The 23,292-nt window shown below is 32.5% G+C and carries 25 protein-coding genes; 20 read left to right on the top strand and 5 right to left on the bottom strand.

Translation table 11 applies throughout. The features are described from left to right. Window positions 1–48 precede the first annotated feature (48 nt). The 6 genes from liaF to relB all read left to right on the top strand — a co-directional run bounded on the left by liaF (window position 49) and on the right by relB (window position 3,870). Entirely contained in the window at window positions 49–780 is a 732-nt protein-coding gene (gene liaF / locus AC37UB_RS03660; RefSeq protein ID WP_117973072.1) for a cell wall-active antibiotics response protein LiaF, read from the top strand. After that, window positions 777–1,853 carry a sensor histidine kinase gene (locus AC37UB_RS03655; protein ID WP_117973071.1) on the top strand — a complete coding sequence of 359 codons (1,077 nt, stop codon included), beginning with the start codon at window positions 777–779 and terminating at the stop codon, window positions 1,851–1,853. The genes liaF and AC37UB_RS03655 overlap by 4 nt, the downstream gene beginning before the upstream one ends. After that, complete coding sequence (locus AC37UB_RS03650) at window positions 1,846–2,478, top strand: response regulator transcription factor (RefSeq protein ID WP_117973070.1); 633 nt, start codon at window positions 1,846–1,848, stop codon at window positions 2,476–2,478. The genes AC37UB_RS03655 and AC37UB_RS03650 overlap by 8 nt, the downstream gene beginning before the upstream one ends. Before the next feature lie 25 nt (window positions 2,479–2,503). Continuing rightward, window positions 2,504–3,166, top strand: a complete 663-nt coding sequence (locus AC37UB_RS03645; RefSeq protein ID WP_117973069.1) for a potassium channel family protein — start codon at window positions 2,504–2,506, stop codon at window positions 3,164–3,166. Between the two features lie 78 nt (window positions 3,167–3,244). Then, window positions 3,245–3,532 carry a HesB/YadR/YfhF family protein gene (locus tag AC37UB_RS03640; RefSeq protein WP_117973068.1) on the top strand — a complete coding sequence of 96 codons (288 nt, stop codon included), beginning with the start codon at window positions 3,245–3,247 and terminating at the stop codon, window positions 3,530–3,532. Window positions 3,533–3,645: 113 nt separating this feature from the next. Further along, window positions 3,646–3,870: a type II toxin-antitoxin system RelB family antitoxin gene (gene relB, locus AC37UB_RS03635; protein ID WP_117973067.1), complete on the top strand. Its 225-nt coding sequence runs from the start codon at window positions 3,646–3,648 to the stop codon at window positions 3,868–3,870. A 98-nt stretch (window positions 3,871–3,968) separates the two neighbouring features. On the opposite strand, the gene AC37UB_RS03630 is transcribed toward relB, so the two are convergent. Further along, window positions 3,969–4,766, bottom strand: a complete 798-nt coding sequence (locus tag AC37UB_RS03630; RefSeq protein WP_117973066.1) for a DUF1189 domain-containing protein — start codon at window positions 4,764–4,766, stop codon at window positions 3,969–3,971. 172 nt (window positions 4,767–4,938) lie between these two features. On the opposite strand from AC37UB_RS03630, the gene AC37UB_RS03625 reads away from it, so the two are divergent. The 14 genes from AC37UB_RS03625 to holA all read left to right on the top strand — a co-directional run bounded on the left by AC37UB_RS03625 (window position 4,939) and on the right by holA (window position 19,344). Beyond that, window positions 4,939–5,550 (top strand): superoxide dismutase, encoded by a 612-nt coding sequence (locus AC37UB_RS03625; RefSeq protein WP_241699175.1) that lies wholly within the window; start codon window positions 4,939–4,941, stop codon window positions 5,548–5,550. 130 nt (window positions 5,551–5,680) lie between these two features. Further along, the gene (locus tag AC37UB_RS03620; RefSeq protein ID WP_125956165.1) at window positions 5,681–5,968 is read left to right on the top strand and encodes a DUF1507 family protein; all 288 of its coding nucleotides are present in this window, start codon (window positions 5,681–5,683) and stop codon (window positions 5,966–5,968) included. Window positions 5,969–5,991: 23 nt separating this feature from the next. Beyond that, complete coding sequence (locus AC37UB_RS03615; RefSeq protein WP_241699174.1) at window positions 5,992–7,191, top strand: FtsW/RodA/SpoVE family cell cycle protein; 1,200 nt, start codon at window positions 5,992–5,994, stop codon at window positions 7,189–7,191. A 23-nt stretch (window positions 7,192–7,214) separates the two neighbouring features. Further along, window positions 7,215–10,643 carry a pyruvate carboxylase gene (locus tag AC37UB_RS03610; protein ID WP_490685340.1) on the top strand — a complete coding sequence of 1,143 codons (3,429 nt, stop codon included), beginning with the start codon at window positions 7,215–7,217 and terminating at the stop codon, window positions 10,641–10,643. Between the two features lie 25 nt (window positions 10,644–10,668). Then, the gene (locus AC37UB_RS03605) at window positions 10,669–11,814 is read left to right on the top strand and encodes a CAP-associated domain-containing protein (protein ID WP_490685339.1); all 1,146 of its coding nucleotides are present in this window, start codon (window positions 10,669–10,671) and stop codon (window positions 11,812–11,814) included. Next, entirely contained in the window at window positions 11,811–12,242 is a 432-nt protein-coding gene (locus AC37UB_RS03600) for a YlbF/YmcA family competence regulator (protein ID WP_490685338.1), read from the top strand. The genes AC37UB_RS03605 and AC37UB_RS03600 overlap by 4 nt, the downstream gene beginning before the upstream one ends. Beyond that, window positions 12,229–12,561 carry a YlbG family protein gene (locus AC37UB_RS03595; RefSeq protein WP_117973059.1) on the top strand — a complete coding sequence of 111 codons (333 nt, stop codon included), beginning with the start codon at window positions 12,229–12,231 and terminating at the stop codon, window positions 12,559–12,561. Before AC37UB_RS03600 ends, AC37UB_RS03595 begins: the two co-directional genes overlap by 14 nt. A 67-nt stretch (window positions 12,562–12,628) precedes the next feature. Next, window positions 12,629–13,195 carry a 16S rRNA (guanine(966)-N(2))-methyltransferase RsmD gene (gene rsmD, locus AC37UB_RS03590; RefSeq protein WP_117973058.1) on the top strand — a complete coding sequence of 189 codons (567 nt, stop codon included), beginning with the start codon at window positions 12,629–12,631 and terminating at the stop codon, window positions 13,193–13,195. Next, window positions 13,188–13,676 (top strand): pantetheine-phosphate adenylyltransferase, encoded by a 489-nt coding sequence (gene coaD / locus AC37UB_RS03585; RefSeq protein WP_490685337.1) that lies wholly within the window; start codon window positions 13,188–13,190, stop codon window positions 13,674–13,676. Before rsmD ends, coaD begins: the two co-directional genes overlap by 8 nt. A gap of 16 nt (window positions 13,677–13,692) precedes the next feature. After that, window positions 13,693–14,718, top strand: a complete 1,026-nt coding sequence (locus AC37UB_RS03580) for a SepM family pheromone-processing serine protease (protein WP_117973056.1) — start codon at window positions 13,693–13,695, stop codon at window positions 14,716–14,718. 48 nt (window positions 14,719–14,766) lie between these two features. Further along, window positions 14,767–15,396, top strand: a complete 630-nt coding sequence (locus AC37UB_RS03575; protein ID WP_117973055.1) for a helix-hairpin-helix domain-containing protein — start codon at window positions 14,767–14,769, stop codon at window positions 15,394–15,396. Between the two features lie 106 nt (window positions 15,397–15,502). Then, entirely contained in the window at window positions 15,503–15,979 is a 477-nt protein-coding gene (locus tag AC37UB_RS03570) for a ComE operon protein 2 (protein ID WP_117973054.1), read from the top strand. 49 nt (window positions 15,980–16,028) lie between these two features. Continuing rightward, a complete protein-coding gene (locus AC37UB_RS03565; protein ID WP_490685336.1) occupies window positions 16,029–18,275 on the top strand; it encodes a DNA internalization-related competence protein ComEC/Rec2 in 2,247 nt (748 codons plus the stop codon). A 49-nt stretch (window positions 18,276–18,324) separates the two neighbouring features. Further along, window positions 18,325–19,344, top strand: a complete 1,020-nt coding sequence (gene holA / locus AC37UB_RS03560; protein ID WP_117973052.1) for a DNA polymerase III subunit delta — start codon at window positions 18,325–18,327, stop codon at window positions 19,342–19,344. Between the two features lie 51 nt (window positions 19,345–19,395). Here the strand turns inward: holA and rpsT are convergent, their stop codons facing one another. The 4 genes from rpsT to AC37UB_RS03540 all read right to left on the bottom strand — a co-directional run bounded on the left by rpsT (window position 19,396) and on the right by AC37UB_RS03540 (window position 23,151). Then, window positions 19,396–19,650 carry a 30S ribosomal protein S20 gene (gene rpsT / locus AC37UB_RS03555; RefSeq protein WP_117973051.1) on the bottom strand — a complete coding sequence of 85 codons (255 nt, stop codon included), beginning with the start codon at window positions 19,648–19,650 and terminating at the stop codon, window positions 19,396–19,398. Window positions 19,651–19,757: 107 nt separating this feature from the next. Further along, window positions 19,758–20,612, bottom strand: coding sequence for a DegV family protein (locus AC37UB_RS03550; RefSeq protein WP_117973050.1), 855 nt, complete (start codon window positions 20,610–20,612; stop codon window positions 19,758–19,760). After that, window positions 20,605–21,147: a DUF1836 domain-containing protein gene (locus tag AC37UB_RS03545; RefSeq protein ID WP_117973049.1), complete on the bottom strand. Its 543-nt coding sequence runs from the start codon at window positions 21,145–21,147 to the stop codon at window positions 20,605–20,607. The genes AC37UB_RS03550 and AC37UB_RS03545 overlap by 8 nt, the downstream gene beginning before the upstream one ends. A gap of 90 nt (window positions 21,148–21,237) precedes the next feature. Beyond that, on the bottom strand, window positions 21,238–23,151 hold the full coding sequence (locus tag AC37UB_RS03540) for a heavy metal translocating P-type ATPase (RefSeq protein WP_490685335.1): 1,914 nt from the start codon (window positions 23,149–23,151) through the stop codon (window positions 21,238–21,240). Window positions 23,152–23,292: the final 141 nt, after the last annotated feature.

The raw sequence follows: 23,292 nt of genomic DNA, 5'->3' as shown, positions 1-23,292 counted from the left end.
AGAAACGTTATAATAAATGAAAAGAAAAATAAAAGGAGCCGATTTATTGTGCGTAGCTCATGGAGAGTATTTATTGTGATTGAGTCATTATTATTATTATGGGCTTTTTATCAGATGCTTGGAAACGTTCCAGCTATTATTTTTTTAACATTTGCGTTAATTAATTTATTTTATGTAGTAAAGAAAAATAGAAAAACCTCTTTTAATCAATTTCAACTGATAGCTTCTATTATTATTATCGTGTTGTCCTTACTTAGTAGTCCAGCTATTTGGTTAGCTCTAGCATTGGCTATTATTTATTTTGGTCTTATAATGGGAGAGATATCAGAAGTTAGATTATTTAATTTTGCTCCTTGGAAGAAAAAGCAAATTAAAATGATTCAAACAACTAGTCATAATGTTAGATCAGGTAAACGATTTAAACGACCTTGGATTGGTAGTCAACGTCTCGGAAATGATGCTTATGAGTGGGATGATATTAATTTTTCAGTCGTTATTGGGGATACGATTATTGATTTGGGAAATACATTATTACCTAAAGAAGACAATGTAGTTATTATCAGAAAAGGTTTTGGTCGTACTCGTATTTTAGTTCCAACTGGGATAGGTGTGATGTTAGAACATTCAAGTATGCGTGGGGCAGTTCATTTTGATCAAGAAGTCTATCATTTAAATAATGAATCCCTCAAGTTATATAGTGAAGACTATGATGAGTCTACACGACGTTTAAAAATAATTACCAATACACTATTTGGAGATTTAGAGGTGATTCGTGTATGATGTCTAAAAAGAGTCGTCCTCTTATCTTTTTTTATTCGTTTTTATTAACGTTCATTGTATTAATAGTGACGCTTTACACATATTTTTATGCGAATAATCAACGTAAATGGATGCTTGAATTAATCACGACTCGTCTATTTAAAGTGCCTATTATTGTATATATTGTATTGATAGCCATTGCAGTTAGCGGGATTGTATTCTCAATTTTATATTTATTTAATCGACATACATATGGTAAAATTGAGGAACAATTACACTTTTTAAGTGTTGGTAATTATGATCATAGTATTTTTTCAAATAAGGGGAAACAATATCAAGAAGATAGTTTGATTGATGAATTGGAGCAAGATGTTCAAAATATCCGTTCAAAAATGTTATCTATGTCAAAAGAACTACAAGAGATGAGTGCCATTCCTAAACAGGTAAATGGTGAGTCGAAAGAAGATATTATTAAATCTGAAAGACAACGAATTGCAAGAGAATTGCATGATTCTGTCAGTCAACAGTTATTTGCAGCAACGATGATGTTGTCAACTTTAAATGAAGTGGTTGAAGAAATGGATATTCCAGACATTGTTGAATCTCAATTACAAGTTGTTGCTTCAATTATTAATACATCTCAATCAGAAATGCGCGCGCTATTATTACATTTAAGGCCAATTAATTTAGAAGAGAAAACATTGCAACAAGGAATCGAAATGTTATTGAAAGAATTACAAACAAAGATTAATATAGAGCTAAAGTGGCAAATAGAAAATGTATTCTTACCTAGTTCAATAGAAGATAATTTATTTAGAATCACACAAGAGCTTTTATCCAACACCTTGCGTCATGCTAAAGCTAATTTATTAGAGGTTTACTTGAAAAAAATTGATCAAACGGTTTTATTGCGGTTGGTAGATGATGGCGTTGGATTTGATGTGAAAAAAGAAAAAGTAGGCAGCTATGGTTTACGAAATATTCGTGAGCGCGTTCAAGGAATGGGAGGGATGTGTCGGATAGTTAGTTTTAAAGGACAAGGAACAAGTATTGAAATTAAAGTCCCGATTCTAAAGGAGGAACGTGATGATTAGAGTTCTGTTAGTAGATGATCATGAGATGGTTCGTTTAGGTGTGTCATCTTATTTATCCATTCAATCGGATATTGAGGTGGTAGGAGAAGCTGAGAATGGTTTGATAGGTTATGAAAAAGCATTAGAAAAAAGGCCAGATGTAATTTTAATGGATTTAGTGATGGAAGTAATGGATGGGATTGAAGCTACAAAAAAAATTTTATCAGAGTGGCCAGAAGCAAAAGTGATTATTGTGACGAGCTTCATTGATGATGAGAAGGTTTATCCAGCGATTGAAGCAGGTGCTGCTGGTTATTTATTAAAAACATCTTCAGCTAAAGATATAGCCAATGCCATTAGATCAGCGCATAACGGTGAAAAAGTACTAGAACCTGAAGTAACTAGTAAAATGATGGAGCGGTTATCTAAGCCAAAAGCTCATGTTTTACATGAGGATTTAACTAATAGGGAGAAAGAAATATTACTATTAATCTCTGAAGGGAAAAGTAACCAAGAAATAGCAGATGAGTTATTTATCACATTAAAGACAGTGAAAACACATGTATCGAATATCTTATCAAAACTAGATGTAGATGATAGAACACAGGCAGCTATTTATGCGTTTAAACATGGCATTGTAAAATAATTAAGTCATTAAGGAGACAAAACACATGAGAAAAACATTTGCAGTTATCGGATTAGGGCGTTTTGGTGGTAGTGTGTGTAGAGAATTAGTAGAATCAAACCAAGAAGTATTAGCAATTGATAATTGCGAAGATCGTGTTAACGAATACATGAATATTGCCACTCATACCGTTTTGGCTAATGCTCAAGATGAAGCAACGTTACGTTCATTAGGTTTGAGAAATTTTGACCATGTGATTGTGACAATTGGGGAAGATATTCAAGCAAGTATCTTAGTGACATTGATGGCAAAAGAAATGGGTGTCCCACATATTACTGCTAAAGCTCAAAATGAGTATCATGGACGAGTATTAGAAAAAGTTGGGGCAGACTTAGTTGTTCATCCCGAACGAGATATGGGTTTCCGATTGGGGCATAAATTAACGTCAAATAATATGATTGATTTCATTGAGTTATCCGATGACTATTCTTTAGCTGAAATTCGTGTTAATTATAAACAATTCTTTAATAAAACAATCGAAAAAATTAATTTCAGAAAGCATTACAATGTCACTATTGTAGCAATTCGTCGGGGAAAAAATGATTTGATTGTTTCACCTCCTGCTGAACAAGTTATTTTAGAAGGAGATGTTTTACTTGTCGTTGGGCATAATGATGATGTCGACTATCTAGACGCAAAAATGAAATAGAGATAAGCATGAAGTTAAAAGGTTCTCAATGTTTATGTTACAATAAGTGCGACATCCGAATAGTTAGGGGAAGATAAAATGAAACTTATAGTAACTGATGATGCACACAAATGGTTTGTAGAAGAATTAGGAATCGAATCCGGGGATTTTGTCCGCCTTTTTGGTAAATATGGTGGTAGCACCAATGTTCATGTTGGATTTTCAACTGGTATTCAATTAGTTGAGCCAGAAAATCCATTAATAACGACGGTAATTGATGGTATCACTTATTTTGTAGAACAAGCAGATGATTGGTTTTTCACTGATTATACACTGACTGTGGGTATGGATAATACACTAAATGAGCCTAACTTTACATATGCCTAGATAAAACATTTAGGAACAATATTGTTCTAAAAGAGAGTGAAAGTTTATTTCTCTCTTTTTTATTATAGACATAATGTGTTATATCACTTTGTTAATCAAAAGGAGAGTAAAAGATGCCTGGTTTTTTTATTAACGTATCAAAAGAAGAAGCTCAGCTTATTCGTTCATTTTCAATACGTCATGACATTAATATAGAAGATTTATTTAAAGAATCAGTTTTAGAGAAGATAGAAGATGAATTAGACTGTCAAATGTACAATAAAGCAATGGAAGAATATCGTAACCATTCTGTTAGCTATACATTTGATGAAGTAAAAAAAGAATTAGGTTTTGATTGATAGAACAAAGCGTGTCATCTATTATAAAAATAAAAGAAAAAGCCATCAATCTTCTGATGGCTAAATGTCATAAATAGAAAGATTAGACAATCATCTTTCTATTTTTTTATTCGTTTTGGTAAAGCATTGAAATAGATTAGTAAAGTTAGTGCCACACCAACGGAACCAAATGAAACACTTGGCCAAATGAATTGAAGAACAGCTGTTAAAACACTCGGTAAGGTGGCAGCATATACAATGATTTTGAAAACATCCTTATATCTAAATCCAATCAGCCTAAATTTAGTAAATAAATTGGCAAAAAAGGAAAGAATTACGATATCGACAAACAGATTAAAAAACACCATAAACCAAGTTACTAGGAAAATAACACTAAACCACATTGATTGACTACTATTACTAGTAAAAAGTTGCTCTAGTATTTGTTTGTTTAATCCATTTGCTTGATACATTGAATATGGAATACTAAGAACGTTATTATCCATAATATCTGTTGTTGTACTGACTCTAGGTAAAATCATGATAACTTCTTTTTTTAATAATCCAACAACGAGTACGTTTCCGGTTGCATCTGATTCAATTTCTTTTTTTGTTCGCTTATCTGTGGGATCAAATGTGAAAATAATAGAGTCTGTTTGGTAGATAAAGCCATCTGTTTTTTCTTTTGTCACTAATGTGTTATCTTCAATAGAAAAATCAGGTAGTTTTTGAATGATTTTTTCTCCATCATCTTGAATAGTCTTTGTGATTAAGCTTGCCTGGTAAATAACAGGAAGTGACAGTACAATCGCTAGTAATAATAGATATAAAAAAACGTGAAATCCTTTTTTATTTCGACCTTCTAATAACAAAGTAGGTTGTTTAAAACTAGCCTTAATTAAGTCAAATGTTCGCATAATTACTCCTTTGCAATATAAATTAATTACTATTCATTGTAACGCTTTTATCTACTGAATACAAGAAAGCAAAAATTATGAGTTTTCGGTTTTATTTTTTGCTTTTTCTATTGTTTCAATGGTATATTGAAATTGTTCATAATTATCAAAAAATTTAGGGGGCTTTATTATTATGACTTATACTTTACCAGACTTACCATATGCATATGATGCGTTAGAACCACATATTGATGAATTAACAATGACATTACATCATGACAAACATCACAATACATATGTGACTAATTTAAATGCAGCAATTGAAAAACATCCAGAATTGGGTGAGCAATCAATTGAAGAATTAATTACTAATTTAAACGATGTCCCTGAAGATATCCGTATGGCTGTTAGAAACAATGGTGGCGGACACGCAAATCATGCATTCTTCTGGGAAATTATGGGACCTAATGGTGGTGGAGAACCTACTGGAGCAATTAAAGGTGCAATCGAAAGTGCATTTGGTAGCTATGATAACTTTAAAGATCAATTTTTAGCAGCTGCCACTGGTCGTTTTGGTTCAGGTTGGGCTTGGTTAGTTGATAACAATGGGAAATTAGAAATTATGTCAACTCCAAACCAAGATTCTCCATTAACTGAAGGAAAGACTCCTTTATTAGGGATAGATGTTTGGGAACATGCTTACTATAAAAAATATAGCAATGTTAGACCTGACTATGTGAAAGCATTTTTCAATGTGATTAACTGGGATGAAGTAAACAACCGTTATAAAGCAGTTCAAAAATAATTAGTTTAGGGGGGAGCAAAACGCTTTCCCTTTTTTTTTGTGAAAATTTGCATGTATCCTGTAAAAGTTAAACATATGAAGGAAAAGAATATGGTATAATGAACGAAAATAAAAGGGAGGGCAAGTCCGTATGTTAGAACTATCTAAAGAATCGGTATTAAGTGCATTAAAACATGAAGCTGATAAAATTAAACACTTGCTAACGAATCAAAGAAATCATCAATGTATTGCCCAGTGTAAAGCCTTTGAAGAAGTCGTTGATACACAAATGTTTGGTTTTTCAAAACAGGTAGAATTCGCTCAATCCATTGGTTTAATTGACAGACAAGAAGGGCTTGATATGGTTATCGAATTAGAAAAAGAGTTAAATAGAGTCTATAACACGGTATATCAAGAAGTAAAAGAGTCAGAGAGTTAAAGGATTTGGGGGTTGTTTAATCGGTGCATAAAAAAATAAATAAAAAATTTTTTCTAGACTATCTCATTTTAGTTCCTTATTTGATATTATCAGTTGTTGGAATATTAATGGTATATAGTGCAAGCTCTGTTAATTCACAAGGTTTAGCTTTAGAAGCAATTAAACAAGGTGGATTTTTTATAGTGGGATTAATTGCTATTTTCTTTATTTATAAAATGAAAACACAAGTATTTCAGAATAAACAGTTTATTATGACTGCCATTATAACAATAGGAGCTTTACTTATTTTGACGAAATTCACTAGTTTAGGTGTTAAAGGAGGAGGCGCTGATGGCTGGTTGAAGATTGGCGCTATCACATTACAACCTGTTGAATTTTTAAAAATTATTGTCATATGGTATTTAGCTTATATTTTGTCGCGTAGACAAGATACAATTTTATCTCATTTTAAAGATGCCTTACTAAAACCTATGATGTTAATTGGTTTATTAATTTTTCTAGTATTAATTCAACCAGATACTGGAGGAGCAGCTATTTTAATTTTGATTACATTAATTATGGTTTTAGCTAGCGGGATACCGTATTTATATAGTCTAGTAGCGATTGGTGGAGGGGTAGTTGTATCTACTTTTTTAATTCAATTTATAGCGTTATTTGGAGGGGCATTATTTCCAAAACGTATGATGTACGTATATAAACGATTTAAAACATTTACTAATCCATTTGAAGACCCATTAGGCGATGGACATCAGATGATTAATTCATATTTTGCTCTGAATAATGGTGGTTGGTTTGGTTTAGGTCTTGGTAAGAGTATTCAAAAAAAAGGTTTTTTAACGAATGCTCAGACAGATTTTATGTTTTCAATTGTGGTTGAAGAATTAGGGTTAATTCTGTCATTGATTTTACTTGTGTTATTATTCTTTTTGATTTTAAGAATATTTGCCATTGGCATTCGTTCAACGGATAGCTTTAATTCGTTAATGTGTATAGGAGTTGCTGGCATGATACTAATACAAGTATTTGTTAATTTAGGAGGTGTCACTGGGTTGATTCCATTAACGGGTGTGACGTTTCCTTTTTTAAGTCAAGGAGGATCGAGTTTAGTTACTTTATCAATCGGTGTTGGCTTTGCATTAAATATTAGTGCAGATGAAAAACGTAAAAAATATGAAAGCAACGAGTATGAAGAGACTCGTTTGCTATTAATGTTAAATGATTAATAAAAAATGTGGGGGATATAAATATGAAGAAAGTATTAGTAGCTAACCGCGGGGAAATAGCTATCAGAGTGTTTCGAGCGTGTACTGAGTTAAATTTACAAACAGTAGCAGTATATGCAACTGAAGATGATCGTTCGATTCATCGTTTTAAAGCAGATGAGGCTTACTTAGTTGGAAAAGGAAAAAAACCAATTGATGCTTATTTAGATACAGAAGATATCATTCGTATCGCAAAAAAATGTGGAGCAGACGCCATCCATCCGGGATATGGCTTTCTATCTGAAAATATTCATTTTGCTAGACGTTGTGACGAAGAAGGAATCAAATTTATTGGACCAAGTTTACATCACTTAGATATTTTTGGAGATAAAATTAAAGCAAAATTAGCAGCTCAAGAAGCAGGGATTTCTTCTATTCCAGGAACAGATGGCCCTGTCAGCGGAGTGGATGATGTTGTCGCATTTGGGGAAGAATTCGGATACCCAATTATGATTAAAGCCGCTTTAGGTGGAGGTGGACGTGGTATGCGTGTGGCTCATAATAATGAAGAGGCACGCGATGGGTATGAACGGGCTAAAAGTGAAGCTAAAGCTGCATTTGGTAGTGATGAAATTTATGTTGAAAAATACATTGTGAATCCAAAACATATTGAAGTACAGATTTTAGGGGATGAACATGGCAATGTTATCCATCTTTTTGAACGTGACTGCTCTGTTCAACGACGTCATCAAAAAGTAGTTGAAGTTGCACCTTGTGTGTCTATGTCGGATGAAAAACGTGAAGAAATTTGTCAATCAGCAGTAAAATTAATGTCACACGTTGGTTATATTAATGCTGGGACAGTAGAATTTTTAGTTGATAAAGATAGCTTCTATTTTATTGAAGTGAACCCACGTGTCCAAGTAGAACATACGATAACAGAATTAATTACTGATGTTGATATTGTGACTAGTCAATTACAAATTGCGATGGGAAAAGATTTACATAAAGAAATTGGATTACCAGAGCAAAAAGATATTCATATTCACGGATATGCGATTCAATGTCGAATTACAACAGAAGACCCATTGAATAACTTTTTACCTGATATTGGTAAAATTGATACATACCGTTCCCCAGGTGGTTATGGTATTCGTTTAGACGTAGGGAATGCTTTTGCAGGAGCAATGGTAACGCCATTTTTTGATTCATTATTAGTTAAAGTCTGTACACATGGTATTACATTTGAGCAAACTGTCCAAAAAATGTTACGTGCACTAAAAGAATTTAGAATTCGTGGTGTTAAAACCAATATTCCGTTTCTTTATAATGTACTATCTCACGAAGTTTTTACGAGCGGAGAAGCAACGACAACGTTTATTGATACAACAGACGAATTATTTAATTTCCCTAAAATGCGTGACCGTGGAAATAAAACAATGAAATATATTGGAGAAGTCACAGTCAATGGTTTCCCTGGAATTGGAAAACATGAGAAAAAATACCATTCTTCTCCTAGAATTCCTGAAATTATTACAACAACAGATAAACGAATTGAAACACCAAAAATGATTTTAGATGCCAAAGGACCTGATGCTGTCGTCGATTGGGTAAAAAATCAGTCGTCTGTTTTAGTGACAGACACCACTTTTAGAGATGCTCATCAGAGTTTACTTGCAACACGTGTCAGAACAAATGATTTAAAACGAATTGCAAAAGAAACAGGTGAACTTATACCAGAATTATTTTCACTTGAAATGTGGGGTGGGGCAACGTTTGACGTAGCGTATCGCTTCTTAAATGAAGACCCTTGGGTGAGATTGAAGAAATTACGTAAGTTAATGCCAAATACTTTGTTCCAAATGTTATTTAGAGGATCAAATGCTGTGGGTTATCAAAATTATCCAGACAATGTGATTGAAGAATTTATTACGGTTGCAGCTAGAGAAGGCATTGATGTATTCCGTATCTTTGATAGTCTAAACTGGTTGCCACAGATGGAAAAAAGTATTCAGTATGTAAGAGATGCCGATAAAATTGCTGAAGCGACTATTTGTTATACTGGAGATGTATTAGATCCTCGTCGTCCAAAATACAATATGGCTTATTACAAACAAATGGCACGTGATTTAGAAAATATGGGAGCTCATATTATTGCGATTAAAGACATGGCTGGTTTATTACAACCGCAAGCGGCGTATCATTTGATTTCTGAATTAAAAGCAACCGTTGATGTGCCAATTCATTTACATACACATGATACAGCAGGTAATGGAATCATTACTTATTCTGCAGCCGCTAAAGCAGGCGTTGATATTGTTGATGTGGCGATGAGTGCTATGAGTGGTTCAACAAGTCAACCAAGTATGAGTAGTTTATATTATGCGTTAGAAAATGGTGACCGTGATTTAGATATTAATATTGAATCTGTTCAAAAAATTAATCACTACTGGGAAGATGTGCGAGCTTTCTATGCCCCATTTGGCAATGGTATTAATGCGCCTCAAACAGAAGTTTACCAACATGAAATGCCAGGTGGACAATATTCTAACTTACAACAACAAGCCAAAGCAGTTGGGCTTGGCGATCGTTGGGAAGACATCAAAAAAATGTATGAACGTGTGAACTATTTATTTGGCGATATTGTTAAAGTAACCCCATCTTCAAAAGTAGTGGGAGATATGGCACTATTTATGGTTCAAAATAATTTGACTGAAGAAGATGTGGAAGAAAGAGGTAGTGAGTTAAACTTCCCAGAGTCAGTGATTAGTTTCTTCCAAGGTGATTTGGGTCAACCAACTGGCGGTTTCCCTAAAAAGTTAAAAGAAACCATTTTAAATGGTCGTCCGTCAATCGAAGTTCGTCCTGGTAGTTTAGCAGAACCCGTTGATTTTGATAAAATAAAAACAGAATTAGCAACTAAAATTGACCGTGAACCGACAGATAAAGAAGTAATCAGCTATATCATGTACCCACAAGTATTTCTAGATTATATGACAATGTATAATACTTATGGCGATGTGGAATTACTTGATACACCAACTTTCTTCCAAGGAATGCGTGTGGGAGAAACAGTTGAAGTGCGTATTGAAAAAGGAAAAACATTGATTATCACATTAGATGAAATCGGTGAGCCTAACCTTGAAGGAAATCGCGTCTTATTCTTTAATTTAAATGGTCAACGCCGTGAAATTGTGATTAAAGATAGTAATATCAAATCAACTGTTATGGCAAAAGAAAAGGCTGAGCCAACAAATGGTGCACACGTTGCCGCAACAATGCCAGGTTCTGTCTTAAAGGTATTAGTAACACCAGGAGATTCTTTGCAAAAAGGTGATCCTATTATGATTACTGAAGCTATGAAGATGGAAACAACTATTTATGCAAAACGCAATGGGATTGTAAAACGTGTCCTGGTGTCAGATGAGGAAGCCATTCAAGCGGGTGATTTATTAGTTGAATTAACGATTTAATAATACTTTTAGGAGAGGTGACAAGATGCGACGTATAGGAGAATTTATTTTAGTGTTTTTAATAGTGCTGGCATTTTTTTATATGAAACCAGTCGTCTTGTCACAAAGATCTCCAAATTCAGTAGAGGAATTGGTTGTTAATGAGGTAAAACCTCAAACAAAATCTAATCAACAAAATGAACTAAATGCTACGGGATTAGCAACAATTATCGGGTTATCAGAAAAGCAACTAAAAGAAAAGATGCCTAATCCTAAAAATGAATGGGTTGTGGGTATTGATAAAAAATGGTTGGTTTATGGAGATAAGAACACCGATTATTATCAAGTTGAGTTGACAGATGATAAAGTATCAAGTGTGTTTGTTTTAGGGACAAAAGTTGACGTTTCTCCTTTTAGTATGGATATGACATTAGGTGATATATCAGAAATCACAACAATTTATCCTAATTTCGAGTTTGACTATCGTGATAAAAAATATGAAATAGAGCTCACAGAAGACGATATGAATTATCGACCACTCATAGCTTTTGATAACGGGACGTTTGCTTTATTACATTTTAATTATGATACAGGAAAACTATTAGGAGTTCGCTATGTTAGTAAGAGCACTTTGGTGGAAATGATTCCCTATCAATTAAACGAAGAAGTCTTTCTTCAACCAGTTGAGTTAACAGATGAGCAGTGGAATCAATTTAATCAAGCAAATACAGAACAAATGTTTACGATTTTAAATATTATGCGTGAAAGGGTCAATCGTAAACCTTATAAGTTAGATGCTGAATTAGCTTTAGAAAGCAAAAAAGCTCTAGAAGAGTTTAATGCAGATCCCAAACTAGTTATAAAAAAAGAAGAAAGATTAGACCAATGGCAAGAAAAAGTGGATTCAAGTAATCCCAGTGATAGTTTTATTTTAGTTGATGAAGAGTTAGAACGTCTATTAAAACTAGGAAAGCCTATTGACAAAGGAACACATGGTTTATTCGTCCAAAGTATGGGTGATGTGCCATTTATTGTGTCAAACTGGTTTGTTAATCGATTTGACCAACAAGAAATTAATGATGCGAAGGATGAGTATATAGGAATTGCCTTTAATAAAAATCAAGTATTGGTCTTATTTAATCAAAAGACAGTAAATACTTCACTAACCACTGAAAGTAGTGATAAAAAATGATTTATAATGATGAATTATTTGATTTAGAAGATAAAGTTAATCAATTAGCTAGAGATGTATTAAACAGTCAAACTGTGATAGATTATCTCCGTGCCTATCAAACGATTGAGAAAAGTAGCGAGGTATCTGATTTAGTGTCAGATTTTTTAACTAAAAAAGAAGCATTTGAAAAAATTGAACCTTATGGTAAATACGCTCCTAATTTTAAAGAGATAAGACGTGCACTAAGAAAATCCAAACGGGCACTAGATACGAATGAATTAGTTGCAACGTTTAAAATAAGTGAAACAACTGTTCAAAATGTGTTAGACTATATTAGTCTAGATATTGCTCAAACCATATCTGATACGATAAAAGTTGATGCAGGAAATCCCTTTTTTGAATTTGCTAAAAAAGGATGTGGAGGGACATGTCATGTTAACAAATGAATTGGAATTAATGCCAAGACGTGGTTTAATCGTTTGGGTGTATAGTTTAAAACAATTAAGAAATCTAAAACGATTTGGCTATGTTTATTATGTATCAAAAAAAATGAAATATGTGGTTTTATATGTAGATGAAGAGTCTGTTGAAGAAACAATTGAAAAATTAAATAAACAGTTTTTTGTTAGAAGTGTAGACAAGTCTTTTAGACCAGATATTAATATGAATTTTACTAATAGATTAGGAAATCAAGATTGTCATGATGAACCGTTAGATTTTGAAGAGCAAAAAACAGAAATTCGCTTAGCAGAATTTGATGATTAAAGTATTTGTCTGACATAAGACAAATACTTTTTTTATCGCCAGTTTTATATAGAGAGGAAGAAATATCATGCGAGTGATTGCAGGTGAATTTAAGGGAAGAAAATTACAATCATTAAAAGGGGATAATACTAGGCCCACATCTGATAAAATAAAAGGATCAATTTTCAACATGATTGGACCTTATTTTGATGGTGGTGTGTGTTTAGATTTATATAGTGGCAGTGGTAACCTAGCAGTAGAAAGTGTTTCACGCGGTATGGACAAAGCGTATTGTTTTGATATTTTTTTCCCCGCTGTAAAAGTTATAGAAGAGAACGTAGCAATGACAAAACAACCAGATTCTTTTATTGTAAAAAAATTAGATGCATCTAAAGCACTTCATTTTTTATCTAAACAAGGCGTGCTGTGTGACTATGTATTTTTAGACCCACCTTATGCTAAAGAAGAGTTAGAAAAAAATATGATGGATTTACAATCATTAAATTTATTAAAAAAACAGGCAAAAATCATTTGTGAGATGGATAAACATGTTATATTACCAGATATAATTGGTCAATTAGTCTTACAACGAGAACAGCAATATGGTGTGACAAAAGTCAGAATTTATCAGTTGAAGGAGGGAAAAGATGATTAAAAAAAGAATTGCTCTTTTTCCGGGGAGTTTTGATCCAGTAACCAATGGGCATTTAAATACTATTAAAAAAGCCAGTAGATTATTTGATGAGTTAGTTGTAGGAGTCTTTACTAATACGACCAAAAAAACGTTATTTACTCCAATTGAAAGGCAAAACTTTATTGCTGAAGAAGTAAAAGAGTTAGAAAATGTTTCAGTTAGATTATGTGATAATGACTTAACTATTCGAATTGCTGAGGAGTTAGGAGCAGATTATTTAGTACGTGGTATTCGTAATCAATTAGATTATGAATATGAAAAAAGTATTGCCGTTTTAAATAAACATCTTTCTTCTCACATTGAAACCATTTTTTTGATTTCTGATGAAGAATATAATCATATCAGTTCTAGTATGGTGAAAGAAATTGCTAAATTTCAAGGAAATATCACCGATTTTGTTCCAGAAAAGGTCAATGACGCACTCAAATTAAAATTTAAATAATAAGAAGGTTATAGTCATGAACAAGGAGCTTTTTAAAAAGAAATCATTTTATCTAAAAGTGTTAGGTGTTTTAGTGATTTTATTTGTTTTAATTTTTCCATTACCCTATTATATTGAATCGCCAGGTAGTGCTGATAAATTAAATCAAATTATTACTGTAGATGGTAAAAAGGATACGCAAGAAGGCTCGTTTATGATGACGACAGTTCAAGTCCAAAAAGCCAATGTTTTAACGGTTTTATTAAGTAAATTGGATCGTAATGCAGAGCTAATTCCCCAACAAGACATATTAGGTGACTCCAATTCAGCTGAGTATGAACGTATTCAAGAATATAATATGGAAGACTCAAAAAATGAAGCCATCCAGATTGCATTGGAATTAGCTGATATTCCTTATAGGCGTGTATATAAAGGGATTTATGTATTATCTGTTGCAGACTATTCTAGTTTTTATAAAAAATTAGAAGTGGGTGATTTAATTCAAAAATTAAATGGAAAGACAATGCTACAATCGAATGATTTTATTCAAACTTTACAAAAGATGCCAATTGATGAATCTCTTTCTATTGGTTATGAGCGAAATGGGCACGAAGAAGTGGCTGATGGAAAAATTATTAAGTTACCAAAATTAAATCGACCGGGAATTGGTGTGACTGTTGTGGATCAAACATCTATTGATACTAAGAAAGACATTCAATTTAATACACAAGGTGTAAGTGGTCCTTCAGCGGGATTAATGTTTAGTTTGGAACTTTATAGCATGTTAAGTCAGAAAGATTTAAAACAAGGACGAAATATTGCAGGGACAGGAACGATTAACGATAAAGGAAAAGTAGGAGATATTGGCGGAATCGAGAAAAAGGTAGTGGCAGCTGAAAAAGCTGGAGCAACGATATTTTTCGCCCCGAATAATGAAACAGAAGGAAAAACGAATTATGAATTAGCCAAGGAATCAGCGGATAAAAATCATCTTTCACTAAAAGTGGTACCTGTTAAAACGATTCAAGATGCGATAAATTACTTAGAAAAACACACGCCTTAGGAATAAGACGTGTGTTTTTTCGTATCTATTAATGAAAGGAGAGGTAAGATGAATCGTTTTAAAAAATTAGAAGATAAAAAATGGCTTGTACTTGGCGTTGTAAGTATGATTATAGTGAGTGCTTTTGTGCTGATAAGAATGTTTTCTGCAAATAAGATAATAGTTGAGGAGTCCACCACTATCACAACGAATAGTACACTAAGAGAAAATATTGAAAAAAATGTTATATCAACTGATGAGATGTATGTAGATATTAAGGGTGCGGTTATCAATCCAGGTATTTATCAAGTAACTGGTAATATGAGAGTATTGAATGTCGTGGAATTAGCAGGCGGATTTTTATCTAATGCTGATGATAAACGGGTGAATCTATCTGAGCGTGTAAGTGATCAAATGGTTATTTACATCCCAAAAGAGGGCGAAGTACTAGATGACATACCAATGCTACAAAGTAATGGAAAAGACAAGCAAGACTCAAGTAAGTCAGATTTAATTAATCTTAATACAGCAACCATAGATGAGTTAAAAACATTAAATGGTATTGGTGAGAAAAAAGCAGAAAGTATTATTAAATACCGTGAAGAAAAAGGGTTATTTAAAACAATAGAAGATTTAACAAATGTTGATGGTATTGGTGAAAAAACTTTTGAAAGTTTAAAATCATCCATCATAGTGTAGAAGAATAGAAAAGTGGAAGATGTTATAGTTGAATAAATAAAATAACTAGTTAAAACATTAAAAATCAATTACAATAAACTTAAGTTAAAGAAAAAGAGGTTTAAAGATGAGAAGAGAAAGAATTCCTTGGGATCAATACTTTATGGCTCAAAGTCTATTGTTATCTTTACGTAGCACATGTACAAGATTATCAGTTGGAGCAACAATTGTCCGAGATAGACGAATAATAGCTGGAGGATATAATGGATCTGTAACGGGAGATGTTCATTGCATAGATGAAGGATGTTACCTTGTTGATGGACATTGTGTACGAACCATCCATGCAGAGATGAATGCTATTTTACAATGCGCAAAATTTGGCGTTGAAACAGATGGGGCAGAAATTTATGTGACACACTTTCCCTGTTTACAATGCACTAAAATGATTTTACAAGCGGGGATTAAAATGATTCACTATTTGAAAGATTATCGAAATGATGATTATGCAATGAAATTGATTAAACAAGCGGGCGCAACAATTGATAAAGTCACGTTATCTCAAGAATATTTTGACACACTTGCTTTTGGTGAAGACAATGATTAAAGAAAATACCTCTGTAAAGGGGTATTTTTTTTATCCTTTGATGATATTTGTGATATGGCTATTATGTTTATTAAATCAATCGTGGATAGGGCTTTTTTTAGTATTATTTTGTACGGTTCATGTATGGCGTTTAAACAATTCTAGGCTATTCATGCTGAGTATTGTTTGCTTTATTTTATCAAATGGTTATTTTTTTCTAACAGTCCCTTATAGACACGATGTATTTATTAATGAAGATAAAGAAACATGGACAGTACTGCCTGACACATTACAAGTAGACGGTGATTTTGTTAAAGCTAAAGCGAAGAAGAATCATCGTCGCTATTTTTTACGATATAAACTGACTTCTAAAGAAGAAAAAGAGGCTTTGTTATCAGTTAATCACCCATTGGTTATAACGAGCAGTCAAGAAAAAGTTTCAGCACAATCAAAACGCAATTTAAATGGTTTTGATTATAGCAACTATTTATTTTCTCAACAAGTCGTTGGAATTTATCAGCTAAAAGATATTGTGGAAGTTAAAGAAAAATCACTATCTATTATTCATCCAATTGAGTTGATATCAAGTTTTCGAGCATCTTCTTATCAGTCAATTAATCAAACTTTTTTACCTTATACGTCGTTTTACATGACTAGTTTACTATTAGGAATCAATGACGGAGAAAATAGAGAGGTATGGAATAAATTAAGTTTGTCGCACTTATTTGCTTTGTCTGGTCTACATGTTACTTTTTTAGTGATGATGATACGATCAGTATTACTAAGAGCAGGCATTACAAAAGAAGCCACGTCAATCATAGAATGTTTATTTTTATTGCTATTCGTTGGTCTCTCAGGTTATAGTGTTGGAGTGATTCGAGCAAGTTTGCAACATATTATAAAAAAGAGTTCAACTCATTATCAGTGGTATTTGAGTTCACTGGATTGTTGGAGTGTGACATTATTTATCCATACGTTTTTATTTCCAACCGTTTTACTGACTATTGGAGGAAAGCTTAGCTATTATTTAAGTTTTTTAATTATATTTATCCAACCAATTATATCCATCTATAAAAAATATCAACAGACAATATTTTTTCAATTATTGTTAACGTTTTTTTCTCTTCCATTAATTTGCTATTACTTTTTTGAGTTCAATATTTTATCTGGTTTATTTAGTTTATTATTCACACCTATTTTATTCCAAGTATTACTACCACTATTAGTCATTAGTTTCATAATGTTAGCATTCTTACCCAACTTTATTATCATTTCGATAGAAAGTATTGTGAGAATGATTCATTTATTTGCTATATGGTGTCAAAAGTGGACGATGTTTCAAGTCACAACTGGAACATTTTCTAAAGTATTACTTATTCTTATCATTATTGGCCAATTTGGTTGTTTAATTTACTGGGAGAAAGTAAAAAAAATATCAGCAAAACAGGTATCCTTTATTTTGCTAAGTCCGTTTATGATACTGAGTATTAAATACATCAATCCTTTTGGTATAATTGCTTTTGTTGATGTAGGACAAGGAGATGCGATTTTTATTCAGCTTCCATTTTATCAAGGGAATTATTTAATTGATACAGGCGGAAGTTTATCTTTTGAGCAAGAGGCTTGGAAGCAAAAAATAAACAGTAAGCGAAATGCTGATTACACTTTACTGCCATTTTTAAAAAGTAAGGGGATATCAAAACTAGATGCTCTTTTTATTACACATGCTCATGAAGATCATTTTGGTGATATGGACCGATTAAGTGAAGAGGTAACGATTAAACAGATTATTACCACACCAGGGGCATATGAACAAGAGAATTTCCAACGAAAATTAGAGAAAATGAATGTATCATCTGTTCATCCAGTAACTCAGAAAAATCAATTAACGCTATCTAATTTACAATTTGATGTATTATCTCCTTTAGGTGTAGGCGATGGTCAAAATAATGATTCGCTTGTATTAAAGGTTACGATTCATCAAAAAGCATTTTTATTAATGGGTGACTTAGAAAAAGAAGGAGAATTGCGTTTAATGGATCAATACAAACAAGATGACCTAAAGGCAGACTGTATTAAAGTTGGGCATCATGGTAGTAAAACATCTAGTTATCATGACTTCATAGAAAAAGTAGATCCCAACCAAGCTATAATACTTGTCGGAGAAAATAATCGATTTAAACATCCTTCACCAGAAACACTGGATACCTTAACCAATCATCATATTACTATTTTTAGGACAGATGAAGATGGGATGATTTATCAAAAATGGTTACCTTTTAAAAAAGAGATGTTGAAAATGAAGTCAATAAAATAAAAATCTGTTAGAATAGTGAAGAGAAGACAAGAAGGATGTGTCGTAATAAGTGAGTTTTCAAAAAGAAATCGCAAAAATTAAAGAAAAAAAATTTGATTCTGTTTATGTCCTATTGGGAAAAGAGCGGTATCTTACTAATCAATTTAAACAACAATTAATCGCATCTGGCATGGAAGAAGAAGAGCAATCTTTTAACTTGATGACTTTTGATATGAAGCAAGACTTGTTAGATAACGTTATGATAGAAGCACAAACGATTCCTTTTTTTGGAGAAAGAAAGATTATCTTCATTCAAGAACCATACTTTTTGACAGGTGAAAAGAAAAAGACAGATGTTGAACATAATTTAAATACATTATTAGACTATCTTGATGAGCCTTCCCCATCAACGATATTAGTGTTTTTAGCACCTTATGATAAGTTAGACGAACGTAAGAAAATAGTAAAAAAATTAAAAAAAGAAGCAACACTGATTGATGTTTCGGATATGACGAATCGTTTGGCACAACAATATGTTTCAGATACGATAAAAAATGAAGGCTACGAGATAAGCAAAGAGGCGTTTGAAGAATTTATTTATTTGACGAATGCTAATCTTAGCCAAATGATGAATGAATTAGATAAATTGTTTTTGGTAGCAACTGAATCAAAAAAAATAACCAAAGAGATGGTTAAACAACTCATCCCAAGGTCACTAGAACATAGTATTTTTGACTTACTGAAGTATATTTTAGCTAATCAAAAAGAGCAATCATTGGCTTTATATAATGAATTATTACTACAAGGAGAAGACCCTATTAAAATTAACGCTATTTTAATTAGTCAGTTTCGTTTGTTGTTACAAGTGAAAATAATGGCAGAAAGGCATTATCAACAAAGTAATATGATTGATGTGTTGAAAATCCATCCCTATAGAATAAAACTATCACTACAAGAAGCAAAAAAATTTGATTTAAAAACACTAGGTGCTATTTTTGATTATTTAGTCGAAAATGATTATAAGATGAAATCAGGTTATATGGATGCTAATTTGTTGTTTGAACTCTTTTTAATGAAACAATTTAAATAAAAGAAAAAACTTGATGACTAGAAATCAAAAGATTCAGTCAATCAAGTTTTTTTATTTTGCGATTTTTTTAGCTAAACGTGATTTTTCACGGTTTGCTTTGTTTTGATGGATTAATCCTTTTGCACTAACCATATCAATTTCGCGTGTAGCAGCAACTAATAATTCTTGTTGATTATCAGCATTTTCTTCTACAGCTTTTTCAAATTTCTTCATAGCAGTACGCATTTTGCTTAATTTTGCAGAGTTAGACTCGTTTGCAATCTTGCTAGTGCGAGCACGTTTGATAGCAGATTCGATATTTGGCATTTATTTTCACCTCCGACATAGAGTTTACATTGATAAATCATATGTAATCAACATTCTCATTATACAGAAACCATAATCAGTTTGCAATAAATTAATTGCAATGTTTCTTAATTTAAATCTAAAATAGTGACACCAATGACGTCTGGACCAGTGTGAACCCCTAATACAGGACTGACGTCATTAAAATAAATAACTGTAGCATGTGGTAATTTTTCCTCAATTGTTTTTTTGACAAGTTCAGCTTCCTCTTGACAGGTTCCATATGCAATGCCTATGCGGTAGTCTGTACTATTTTCACCAAAAGCGACTAATTGGTCAATCATTTTTTGTAAACTTTTTTTTCTACCACGAGCTTTTGTCACCGTATAGTAAATCCCTTCATCATTACATGAAATCACTGGGTTAAGGTTTAAAGCTGTCCCTAAAATAGAAGTAACTAAACCAATTCTTCCACCTTTTTTTAAATATTCAAGAGTCGGAATACTAAAAAAGATCCGACCTTTTTTAGGTAACAATTCTCCAATTTCAACAAGAGAATCAAATGAATAGTGTTTGTCAATTAATTCTTTTAAGTAAGCAGCTTGTATCCCACCACCAATACCAATACTTTTCGTATCAATAATGTGAGAGGTGATATCTTCATGACCATTTAATAATAATCTTAATGCATTGTGAGTCCCACTTAAGCCACTAGAAATAGATACAGCTAAGATGTGTGTGTATCCTTCATTTTTTATTTGCTGAATAGTATTTTCAATAATTTCAAGTGAGGGAAGAGACGTTGTGGGGATTTCTTGATCTAATCGGTCATAAATTTCAGCGGCTGTGATATCGATTTTATCCAAGAAGCTCCCATTTGAATAATTAATACTTAAAGGAACAATAAATACACCATCTAGTGCTGCGATTTCTGGTGGTAAGTCCATTCCGGAATCAACAAATAATGCCATTTTTTCAGTCATGTTGTGATACCATCTCCTTATTGTTTATCATATTTAGCGTAGATGTGAGGGCGCATTCTGTAAATAATTTACTCACAATTGTAATACATGCCCAACGTATAGGGGCGATATCTGTTTCGGGATTATTAAATACAATTGTTTCTCCCTGTGTTGAAAAAGCATGAAGTGATTCATGAAGATACTGACAAAATAAATTGTAAGCATCTTTTGAATTAGTATTTTCAGTTTGTAAATCAATGCTTTGTTGAATAGAAGGAATATCAAATACTTGTTTTAAAATAGTAATTACAATAATCCTTGCAATATGTTTTCGACTATATCTTTTTTTGATTGGTTTAGGGATTAACTTTAATTTAACGTAATTATTTACCATTGAGGGGGTTAATGGCTTAAAAGGTATGCCATTTTCAGATAAAGGTTGTAAATATCGATCAATAATAGTAACTAATTGGTCCATATAAACATCAATATCTGGTAATTCATCCCATACAGGTAGAGAAAAATCTGTTAAATCATCCGTAATAGAATTAATCAATATTAAAAACTCCTTTATCTAGTTTTTAAAACTATATCATAAAGTTTTCTAAATGACAATGAAAAAATCTTGGACAATTTGTCCAAGATTTTAGTTAGCTGTCTTTGTTTTGGGTTGAGTATAGAAAGGTTTTTTTTCTTTTTTGATTGGTTTTAACAGTCTCAAACCATTTAATATGACTAAAATGGTACTCCCTTCATGTCCAATAACACCTAATGGAAGGTTAATGACTTGTAAGAAATTTGAGATAATCAATAAAACAATCATAGAAATAGAAAAGATGATATTTTCAGTCACAATTTTTTTTAGTTTTAGAGACATTTCGTGACTCATCGCCAATTTATTTAAATCATTTTGCATTAATACAATATCAGCAACATCAATAGCAATGTCAGTTCCTTGCCCCATAGCAACACCAATCGTTGCATTTGCCAATGCTGGAGCATCATTTATTCCATCACCAATCATAGCGTTGGTTCCAACTTTATCTTTTTGTTCTTTAATAAAAATCGTTTTATCTTCGGGTAGACAGTCAGCTATTACATGATCCACGCCAACTATTTGAGCGACAGCATTGGCTGTTTGGTGATGATCACCTGTTAACATAGTAGTTGTAATACCAACTTTTTTAAAATAGTTAACACATTCAATCGCTTCAGGTTTTGGTACGTCAAGTAATCCAAAGAACGCCACTACTTGATTATTTTTAGATAGATAAATGACTGTCTTTCCTTCTTGCTGTAATTGCAATGTTTTTTCCAGCGTTTTATTATCAAGGTGTTTATTTGTCACAAAATCACTGTTTCCAACTTTCCATAAAGTGTCTTCTTCAGTTGCTTGCATACCTGATCCTGTAATTTCTTCTACAATAAGTGTATCGTTAATAGATACTTTTGAATCTTGATAGAATCTCACAATAGCATTGGCTAAAGGATGAGTAGAATTTTTTTCAATGGTCACTAAAGCTGAAATGGCTTTATCGCATTGGGTTTCAATAAATATTTCATCTGTTACAACAGGAATTCCTTTTGTAAGAGTTCCTGTTTTATCAAAGGTAATAGCTTTTAAATCAGAGAGTGATTCTAAAAAGACGCCACCTTTAAAAAGAACGCCATTTTTTGCCCCGTTAGAAATAGCAGCTAGAGTAGCAGGTGTAGCTGAGGCAACAAGAGCGCAAGGAGAGGCGACAACTAATAGAACCATCCCACGATAGAAACTCTCATTCCAAGTCCAACCTAAAACGAAATAAGGAAGGAAAATCATTAGTGGGACAATAACCAATACAACTTTAACATAGGTATTTTCAAATCGATCTAAGAAACTCGCTGTTTTTGAAGGCGTGTTTTGTGCCTCATCAACTAATTGAATGATTTTACTAAACAAGGTATCTTTAGCTTCTTTGGTTACTATCATCGAGATAGCATTTCCTACATTAATTGTCCCAGCAAATAAAGCATCATGATGTAATTTTTCGACTGGAATAGATTCGCCTGTAATGGCGGCTTCATCAACGGAAGAGTGATCACTTAATAATTCTCCATCAATTGGGACACTTGATCCTTTAGGAACAAGCAATGTATCACCAATTTTTAGCTCTGCAACAGGAACTTCTTTTGTTGTATTATCAGCTAATAATAAAAAGGCATTTTCCGGCTGAATAGCCATTAGGTTTTCAATTTCTTTTTTACTTTTACTTGTTGTGTATTCTTCTAATGAACCACTTAATGAAAAAATAAATGTTAACATAATTCCTTCAAAATAAAATTGAATTGTGCAGGCACCAATAGCAGCTAGAGCCATTAATAAATCGACACTTAAATGTTTATTCTCAATTGTGTCCTCGATTCCTTCTTTTGTCTGTGAAAATCCACCGATAATCATTCCGATAATATAAATAATAGGAGCAAAATTCATGTGATTTTTGTCTACAATAAAACCTAATAACATAAGGGTACCACAGACGATTGTGGCAAGCATTTGTTTGTTTTCTTTAATATAAGTCATTTGTATTACCTCCTTATGAACTAAGTGTAACACAAAAAAATCTAGATTAGAATAGTTATAATCTAGATGGGATTGATAGTCGTTATCAATGAGAATGATTATAAAAAAAAGAAGCGATGAATCGCTTCTTAAACGGTTTTT

This window comes from Vagococcus changpingensis (assembly GCF_058211775.1).
The sequence above is the reverse complement of the archived record's forward strand: the minus strand, read 5'-3'. Positions and strand labels throughout refer to the sequence as shown.

Coding starts and splice junctions, on each gene's coding strand:
- AC37UB_RS03605 (WP_490685339.1), top strand. CDS start 10,669: ATGCGACGTATAGGAGAATTTATTTTAGTGTTTTTAATAGTGCTGGCA.
- AC37UB_RS03580 (WP_117973056.1), top strand. CDS start 13,693: ATGAACAAGGAGCTTTTTAAAAAGAAATCATTTTATCTAAAAGTGTTA.
- AC37UB_RS03595 (WP_117973059.1), top strand. CDS start 12,229: ATGTTAACAAATGAATTGGAATTAATGCCAAGACGTGGTTTAATCGTT.
- AC37UB_RS03645 (WP_117973069.1), top strand. CDS start 2,504: ATGAGAAAAACATTTGCAGTTATCGGATTAGGGCGTTTTGGTGGTAGT.
- AC37UB_RS03625 (WP_241699175.1), top strand. CDS start 4,939: ATGACTTATACTTTACCAGACTTACCATATGCATATGATGCGTTAGAA.
- coaD (WP_490685337.1), top strand. CDS start 13,188: ATGATTAAAAAAAGAATTGCTCTTTTTCCGGGGAGTTTTGATCCAGTA.
- relB (WP_117973067.1), top strand. CDS start 3,646: ATGCCTGGTTTTTTTATTAACGTATCAAAAGAAGAAGCTCAGCTTATT.
- AC37UB_RS03570 (WP_117973054.1), top strand. CDS start 15,503: ATGAGAAGAGAAAGAATTCCTTGGGATCAATACTTTATGGCTCAAAGT.
- AC37UB_RS03600 (WP_490685338.1), top strand. CDS start 11,811: ATGATTTATAATGATGAATTATTTGATTTAGAAGATAAAGTTAATCAA.
- rpsT (WP_117973051.1), bottom strand. CDS start 19,650: ATGCCAAATATCGAATCTGCTATCAAACGTGCTCGCACTAGCAAGATT.
- AC37UB_RS03540 (WP_490685335.1), bottom strand. CDS start 23,151: ATGACTTATATTAAAGAAAACAAACAAATGCTTGCCACAATCGTCTGT.
- AC37UB_RS03650 (WP_117973070.1), top strand. CDS start 1,846: ATGATTAGAGTTCTGTTAGTAGATGATCATGAGATGGTTCGTTTAGGT.
- AC37UB_RS03640 (WP_117973068.1), top strand. CDS start 3,245: ATGAAACTTATAGTAACTGATGATGCACACAAATGGTTTGTAGAAGAA.
- rsmD (WP_117973058.1), top strand. CDS start 12,629: ATGCGAGTGATTGCAGGTGAATTTAAGGGAAGAAAATTACAATCATTA.
- AC37UB_RS03575 (WP_117973055.1), top strand. CDS start 14,767: ATGAATCGTTTTAAAAAATTAGAAGATAAAAAATGGCTTGTACTTGGC.
- AC37UB_RS03655 (WP_117973071.1), top strand. CDS start 777: ATGATGTCTAAAAAGAGTCGTCCTCTTATCTTTTTTTATTCGTTTTTA.
- AC37UB_RS03630 (WP_117973066.1), bottom strand. CDS start 4,766: ATGCGAACATTTGACTTAATTAAGGCTAGTTTTAAACAACCTACTTTG.
- AC37UB_RS03610 (WP_490685340.1), top strand. CDS start 7,215: ATGAAGAAAGTATTAGTAGCTAACCGCGGGGAAATAGCTATCAGAGTG.
- AC37UB_RS03620 (WP_125956165.1), top strand. CDS start 5,681: ATGTTAGAACTATCTAAAGAATCGGTATTAAGTGCATTAAAACATGAA.
- AC37UB_RS03550 (WP_117973050.1), bottom strand. CDS start 20,612: ATGACTGAAAAAATGGCATTATTTGTTGATTCCGGAATGGACTTACCA.